Origin of the sequence: Blastococcus deserti, assembly GCF_042682525.1 — a bacterium.
Classification (GTDB): Bacteria; Actinomycetota; Actinomycetes; order Mycobacteriales; family Geodermatophilaceae; genus Blastococcus_B; species Blastococcus_B deserti.
On sequence record NZ_JBHUHP010000009.1, the window covers coordinates 69296 to 76196 of the forward strand.

A 6901-nucleotide genomic window follows, 5' to 3' on the forward strand; every position below is an offset into this window, starting at 1 on the left:
GCCCGCGCCGAGCCGACGCCACCCGCAGGGCGAGCTGAGTTTGCAGCGCTGCCCCGTTCGGTCACCTCCTCCACGTAACCTGCCTGCGTGGCTCTGGCGCTCTACCGCAAGTACCGCCCGGCGACCTTCGCCGAGGTGGTCGGGCAGGAGCACGTCACCACCCCGCTGGTGAACGCCGTCGACGGCGGCCGGATCAACCACGCCTACCTGTTCAGCGGTCCGCGCGGCTGCGGCAAGACGTCGTCGGCACGCATCCTCGCCCGGTCCCTCAACTGCGAGCAGGGACCGACCTCGACCCCGTGCGGCGTGTGCGCCTCCTGCGTGGCGCTCGCGCCCGACGGTCCCGGCTCCCTCGACGTCATCGAGATCGACGCGGCCAGCCACGGTGGCGTCGACGACGCCCGTGACCTGCGCGAGCGGGCGTTCTTCGCACCGGTGAACAGCCGGTACAAGGTCTACATCGTCGACGAGGCGCACATGGTCACCACGCAGGGCTTCAACGCCCTGCTCAAGGTGGTCGAGGAGCCACCGGAGTTCCTCGTCTTCGTCTTCGCGACCACCGAGCCGGACAAGGTGCTGCCCACCATCCGGTCCCGCACCCACCACTACCCGTTCCGCCTGGTCCCGCCGACGACGCTGCGCGGGCTGCTGGAGAAGACCTGCGCGGCCGAGGGGGTGCAGGTGGAGCCCACCGTGTTCCCCCTCGTCGTCCGCGCCGGCGGCGGATCGGTGCGCGACTCGCTGTCGATCCTCGACCAGCTGCTGGCCGGTGCCGGGCCCGAGGGCGTCACCTACAGGAGCGCGGTGGGGCTGCTCGGCGTCACCGACGACGCGCTGCTCGACGAGACGATCGACGCCCTCGCCGCCCACGACGCGCCGGCGGTGTTCCGCGCCGTCGACCGCGTGGTCGAGGCCGGCCACGATCCGCGGCGGTTCGCCACCGACCTGCTCGACCGCCTGCGCGACCTGATCGTCCTCGACGCCGTGCCCGACGCCGGCGGCAACGGCCTGCTCGACTGCCCGCCCGACCGGCTGGACCTGATGAACCAGCAGGCCTCCGCGCTCGGCTCGGCGACGCTCTCGCGGATGGCCGACACGGTGCACGAGGGCCTGACCGAGATGCGTGGGACGACGGCGCCCCGGCTGCTGCTGGAGCTGGTCTGCGCCCGCATGCTGCTGCCGGCGACCGACGGCTCGGCCGCCGCCACCCTCCAGCGCCTGGAGCGGCTCGAGCGGCGGATGTCCATCGCCGGGGAGCACGCCGGCCGTCCGGGGGCGGAGTCCCCGCCCCGGGAGGCAGCGGTCTCGCCGGTCCGCGAGGCCCCGGCCCGCGAGACGCCGCGCGCCGCCGCACCCGCTCCCGCGGCACCCGTCCCCGCCGCCGCGGCGGCCGACGCCGCTCCGGCACTCGCCGCGGAGCCGGGCCCGCGGCGCGAGTACGTCCGCCCCTCGCAGCGCAGGGAGGCGCCCGCGCCCGCCGCCACGGCGGCGCCGGCCCCTACCGCCACGGCGCCGCTGGCCCCTACCGCCACGGCGGCGCCGGCCCCTCCCGCCACGGCGGCGTCGGCTGCATCCGCCACCACCGCCACCGACGACTGGCCGGAGACCGTGCGGCCGGGCACCGGCCGCGGCAGGACGACGGCCGCGGCGGCGGCCGCACCCGCTGCCGCGCCGGCCGAGCGCACGCCGCCGCGCGTCGCCGCCGGCGAACCCGACATCCCGCTCCCGCCGGAACCCACGGACGACGAGGACTGGCCGCACGCCCCCAGCCCTGCCGCCGCCCGCGCCGCGGCCGCCCGCACGGAGGCCGCCGACGCCGGGGCGTCGCGCGCCGGTGGGCCGCCCCGGGCCGCCGCCGAGTCCACGCCGGCACCGCGCGGCGGTGAGCCGACGCCGGTCGTCTCGGCCAACCCCGAGCCCGCCGCCGACGACGACGGTGAGCTCACCACCACCGACGTCCGCCGGATGTGGCCCGAGCTGCTGTCCGTCGTCAAGAAGCACAAGCGGACGACCGAGGCGCTGCTGAAGAACGCGCAGGTGCACCAGTTGTCCGGCGGTGTGCTCACCCTCTCCACGGCGTCGCCGGCCCTGGCCCGCCGTCTGGGCGATGACCTGAACAAGGACGTCATCCGGGAGGCGCTCAACGAGCTCCTCGGCGTGCGCTGGCGGGTGGACGCGGTCGTGGAGGGCGGGGCGGCGGCCACCGGGCCGGCGGTGCCGCCGGAGCAGGCCCGGGAGGCCGCGCGCGCGGCCGAGGTCGCCGAGGCGCGCGAGCTCATGGCCGAGCGGGCCGCGGACGTCTCGGCGGGGGGAGACCGGGAGCCCGAGCCGGTGGTCGACCCCGAGCAGGCCGCCCTGTCCCTGCTGCGCGCGCAGCTGGGCGCCCGGCCGGTCGACGGCTGAGCCGATGCGTGCACGCGACCTCCCCGAGGACGAGCAGGCCGTCGTCGAGGCCGTCGCGCGCCAGGTGTACTGACCACGGGCGTTGGTGACGGCGTCTGGTGACATGAGGAAGACCTCCGAGTGAGGTGTGGAGCTGTCTAGGAACCGCTCCTCAACCCGGAGGCCTTCGTGTCCCACGCTAATGCGCTGCTGACTCCGCGGGGCCGGCGACTGCTGGCCCGTTGCGACCTGGAGGCCGGGATGGCCCAGCTCCACGTGTCCGAGGCGTGCATGCGGGTGGCGCTGGACACCATGCGCGTCCACGGCGCCACCGGTTGCTCCTGCGGTGTTCCACCCGGTTCTGCGGCGAGGCAGCACCGCAGGAGCGAAGGGAGCAGCGCACCAGCGGGTGGGCGGGCGGCGGTGCGGTGGTTCCGGCGCCAGAGGGGATCGCGGCGCTCGGCGTGCCGCTGCGCGTCGTATCCGCGGCCTACCCTCGTGGCATGTTCCCCGGTGGTCAGCCCGACATGGCACAGCTCCTCCAGCAGGCCCAGCAGATGCAGCAGCAGCTGGTCGCCGCCCAGGAGGAGCTGGCGCGCACCGAGGTCACCGGCTCGGCCGGCGGGGGCCTGGTCACGGCGACGATGACCGGCAGCGGCGACGTCACCGCCGTCACCATCGCCCCGGCCGCCGTCGACCCCGACGACCTCGAGACGCTCCAGGACCTCGTGGTCGCCGCGCTGCACGACGCCAAGCGCACCGCCGACGAGCTCGCCGCCAGGACCATGGGCCCTCTCGCGGGCGGCCTGGGGGGTCCCGGCGGGGGCCTGGGCCTCCCCGGGCTCTGACCGCACCCCCGAGACGTCGAGACGACAGAACACAGAGGACAACCGTGTACGAGGGTGCCGTCCAGGACCTGATCGACGAGCTGGGCCGGCTGCCCGGCGTCGGCCCCAAGAGCGCGCAGCGCATCGCCTTCCACCTGCTGTCGGCGGAGTCCACCGACGTGGGGCGCCTGGTCTCGGCGCTCACCCGCGTGCAGGAGGAGGTCCGCTTCTGCGTGACCTGCTACAACGTGGCCGAGGGCGAGCAGTGCCGGATCTGCCGCGATCCGCGGCGCAGTGACGAGGTCCTGTGCGTGGTCGAGGAGCCCAAGGACGTCGTCGCGATCGAGCGCACCCGCGAGTTCCGGGGCCGGTACCACGTGCTCGGCGGTGCGATCAGCCCGATCGACGGCGTGGGCCCCGACGACCTGCGGGTCAAGGAGCTCATGACCCGGCTGATGAACGGCGCCGTCACCGAGCTGATCATCGCCACCGACCCCAACCTCGAGGGGGAGGCGACCGCCGCCTACCTGGCCCGGCTGGTGTCGCCGATGGGGCTGGCGGTCTCCCGGCTGGCCAGCGGGCTGCCCGTCGGCGGCGACCTGGAGTACGCCGACGAGGTGACGCTGGGCCGGGCGTTCGAGGGCCGTCGCCGCATCGACGCATGAGGACCGACCGCCCGCCCCTCACCGCTCGCAGGGTCGATGCGGGACCCTGCCGGAGGCCGTCCGGCTGAGTTCGCGGGCTCGCGGTGGGCGCTGCAGGCGGCCGTCCGGCTCCGCTCGCCGGCCGGCGGCCGCCTCCGGACGGTGACGTCGGTGGTTGAGGGTTCTCTCACATTCGCCTGGTCGCGTGGCCGTCGTCGGCCCGACCGGGGGATCATCGTCCGGTGCCGAGGAGCTGTGCGCTGACCCGCCGTCGCGCCATCGACCTCATGCGCACGGCCAGCCGGCTCTAGTCCGGGCCCCGCCGGGTACGCGGGGGGAGACCACCCGCGCGCCGGCCACGTCATCCGTGCCGCACCGCCCAGCCCTGCCGAGGCCTCCGTGATCGAACTGACCGACGTCCGCAAGGTCTTCCCCGCCCGCCGCGGGGCGGCCGAGGTGGTCGCCGTCGACGGCGTCACCCTGTCGGTCGCCGACGGCGAGTTCGCCGGCGTCGTCGGCCCGAGCGGCTCGGGCAAGAGCACCCTGGTGCGGCTGGTGAACCTGCTGGAGCGGCCCACGTCGGGCGGGGTCGTCGTCGACGGCCAGGTGCTCACCGACCTCGACGACGACGGCGTGCGCCGGGCCCGCCGTGCCGTGGGCATGGTCTTCCAGCACTTCAACCTGCTCGACTCCCGCACCGCCGCCGGCAACGTCGAGCACCCCCTCGAGCTGGCCGGCGTCGGCCGGACCGAACGGCGCCGCCGCGTTGCCGACCTGCTCGACCTCGTCGGCCTGGCCGACCGGCACGCCTCCCGCCCGGCGCAGCTCTCGGGCGGCCAGAAGCAGCGCGTCGCGATCGCCCGCGCCCTGGCCGCTCAGCCGAAGGTGCTGCTCTGCGACGAGGCGACCAGCGCGCTGGACCCCGCGAGCACCGGCGGCGTGCTCGAACTCCTGCGGCAGGTGCGCGCCGAGCTCGGCCTCACCGTCCTGCTCATCACCCACGAGATGGCGGTGGTCCGCGCGGTGTGCGACAGCGCCGTGTTGCTGGACCACGGCCGGGTCGTCGACGGCGGCCCGCTGACCGAGGTGCTCACCCGGCCGCACTCGCCGCTGGCCGCCCAGCTGCTGCCGGTGCCGGCGGTCGCCGGGGGAGCGGGCGACCTCGTCCGGGTCACCGTGACCGAGGACGCCCCGGAGGGCCGGGTGCTGCGCACCCTCGCCGGAGAGCTGGGCCTGGACGTCGAGGTCGTCGGCGGTTCCGTGGAGACCGTGGCCGGCCGGCGGTTCGGCCGCCTGCTGCTGTCGGTCACCGGCGACGACGGCCGGCTCGACGTGGCCCTTCAGCGGCTCCGCGACGGCGGGTCGCTGGTCGAGCGCGCCGTGCCTGGGGACGAGCCGCCCCCGATCGGCGTGCACGACGAGCCCGAGGCGTCCGGGCAGCCCGAGCCCGCGGTGCCGCACGTCCTCGACATCCCGGAGGTGCCGCGGTGAACGACTGGAACCGCGTCGCCCCGCAGCTGGTCGAGGCCACCTGGGAGACGCTCTACATGGTCGGCGTGAGCACGCTGCTCACCGTCCTGATCGGCGTGCCGCTGGGCGTGCTGCTAACGATCACCGCACCGGGCGCGCTGTCCCCCCGACCGGCGGTGCACCGGGCGCTCGGGCTGGTGGTCAACCTGGGCCGGTCGCTGCCGTTCATCATCCTGCTGGTGCTGGTGGCGCCCGTGACCCGCGGGATCGTCGGCACCACCATCGGGTCCACGGCGACGATCGTCCCGCTCACCATCGGCGCCGTCCCCTTCCTCGCCCGGCTGGTGGAGACCAGCCTGCGCGAGGTGAGCCCGGGGAAGGTCGAGGCCACCCTCGCCATGGGCGCCCGCCGGCGCGACGTCGTCCGGACCGTGCTCCTGCCCGAGGCGCTGCCCTCGCTGGTCGCCGGGGTGACGGTCACCGTCGTCGCGCTGATCAGCTACTCGGCGATGGCCGGCGCCGTCGGCGGCGGCGGCCTCGGCGACTTCGCCATCCGCTACGGCTACCAGCAGTTCCGCACCGACATCACCGTGGCCACCGTCGTGCTGCTGCTGGTCGTCGTCCAGCTGCTGCAGTGGGCCGGCGACCGCTGGGCCCGCCGGCTGGCACACGTCTGACTCCACCGCACCATCCCACCCCCGCAAGGAGACACCCCACATGCACCGCCCCACGAGGTTCGCCCTGACCGCCGTCGCCACCGCCACGCTGCTCGGCCTCACCGCGTGCGGGGGTGGGGAGGCCGAGCTGTCGGGCGCCGACGAGCCGCTGCGCGTCGGCGCCTCCCCGGTGCCGCACGGCGAGATCCTTCGATTCATCGACGAGGAGCTGGCCGAGGACGCCGGGCTGGACCTCGAGATCGTCGAGTTCACCGACTACGTGCAGCCCAACGTCGCCCTCGACGACGGCTCCCTCGACGCCAACTACTTCCAGACGGTGCCCTACCTGGAGGAGCAGGAGGCCAGCGGGGGGTACGACTTCACCGCCCTGGAGCCGGTGCACATCGAGCCGCTGGGCATCTACTCCGAGTCGCTCACCGACCTCGCCGACCTGCCCGACGGCGCCACGGTGGCGATCCCCAACGACCCGACGAACGCCGCCCGCGCGCTGCGCCTGCTCGAGGCCAACGACCTGCTCACCCTCGCCGACACCGGTGACGCCGCCCCGACCGCCCTCGACATCGAGGCCAACCCGAAGAACCTGGAGATCCAGGAGGTCGAGGCCGCCCAGCTGCCCCGCTCGCTGGCCGACGTCGACGCCGCGGTGATCAACGGCAACTACGCCATCGACGCCGACCTCTCCCCGGCCGAGGACGCCCTGGCGCTGGAGGAGGCCGAGGGCAACCCGAACGCCAACCTGCTGGTCGTCCGCAGCGGCGACGAGGACGACGAGCGGATCATCCAGCTGGAGGAACTGCTGCACTCCGACGAGGTGCGGGAGTTCATCGAGCAGACCTACGAGGGCGCGGTGCTGCCCGCCTTCTGACCGGCCGGCCGTTCCGCGCCGTCGGGTGCCCCCGGC

At 75.0% G+C, this 6901-nt stretch carries 6 protein-coding genes; all 6 read left to right on the forward strand.

The window, feature by feature from the left end; translation table 11 throughout:
• Positions 1–87: 87 nt before the first annotated feature.
• Entirely contained in the window at positions 88–2403 is a 2316-nt protein-coding gene (locus ACFSHS_RS08315) for a DNA polymerase III subunit gamma and tau (RefSeq protein ID WP_376873996.1), read from the forward strand.
• A 482-nt stretch (positions 2404–2885) separates the two neighbouring features.
• On the forward strand, positions 2886–3230 hold the full coding sequence (locus tag ACFSHS_RS08320) for a YbaB/EbfC family nucleoid-associated protein (protein WP_376873998.1): 345 nt from the start codon (positions 2886–2888) through the stop codon (positions 3228–3230).
• Positions 3231–3274: 44 nt separating this feature from the next.
• Entirely contained in the window at positions 3275–3874 is a 600-nt protein-coding gene (gene recR, locus ACFSHS_RS08325) for a recombination mediator RecR (RefSeq protein ID WP_376874000.1), read from the forward strand.
• Positions 3875–4252: 378 nt separating this feature from the next.
• The gene (locus tag ACFSHS_RS08330; protein ID WP_376874002.1) at positions 4253–5344 is read left to right on the forward strand and encodes a methionine ABC transporter ATP-binding protein; all 1092 of its coding nucleotides are present in this window, start codon (positions 4253–4255) and stop codon (positions 5342–5344) included.
• Complete coding sequence (locus ACFSHS_RS08335) at positions 5341–6000, forward strand: methionine ABC transporter permease (RefSeq protein ID WP_376874004.1); 660 nt, start codon at positions 5341–5343, stop codon at positions 5998–6000. The genes ACFSHS_RS08330 and ACFSHS_RS08335 overlap by 4 nt, the downstream gene beginning before the upstream one ends.
• Positions 6001–6040: 40 nt before the next feature.
• The gene (locus ACFSHS_RS08340; protein WP_376874006.1) at positions 6041–6865 is read left to right on the forward strand and encodes a MetQ/NlpA family ABC transporter substrate-binding protein; all 825 of its coding nucleotides are present in this window, start codon (positions 6041–6043) and stop codon (positions 6863–6865) included.
• Positions 6866–6901 lie beyond the last annotated feature (36 nt).

What these genes read in the sequence shown, in the direction of transcription:
- ACFSHS_RS08340 (WP_376874006.1), top strand. Translation starts at nt 6,041, where the DNA reads ATGCACCGCCCCACGAGGTTCGCCCTGACCGCCGTCGCCACCGCCACG.
- ACFSHS_RS08320 (WP_376873998.1), top strand. Translation starts at nt 2,886, where the DNA reads ATGTTCCCCGGTGGTCAGCCCGACATGGCACAGCTCCTCCAGCAGGCC.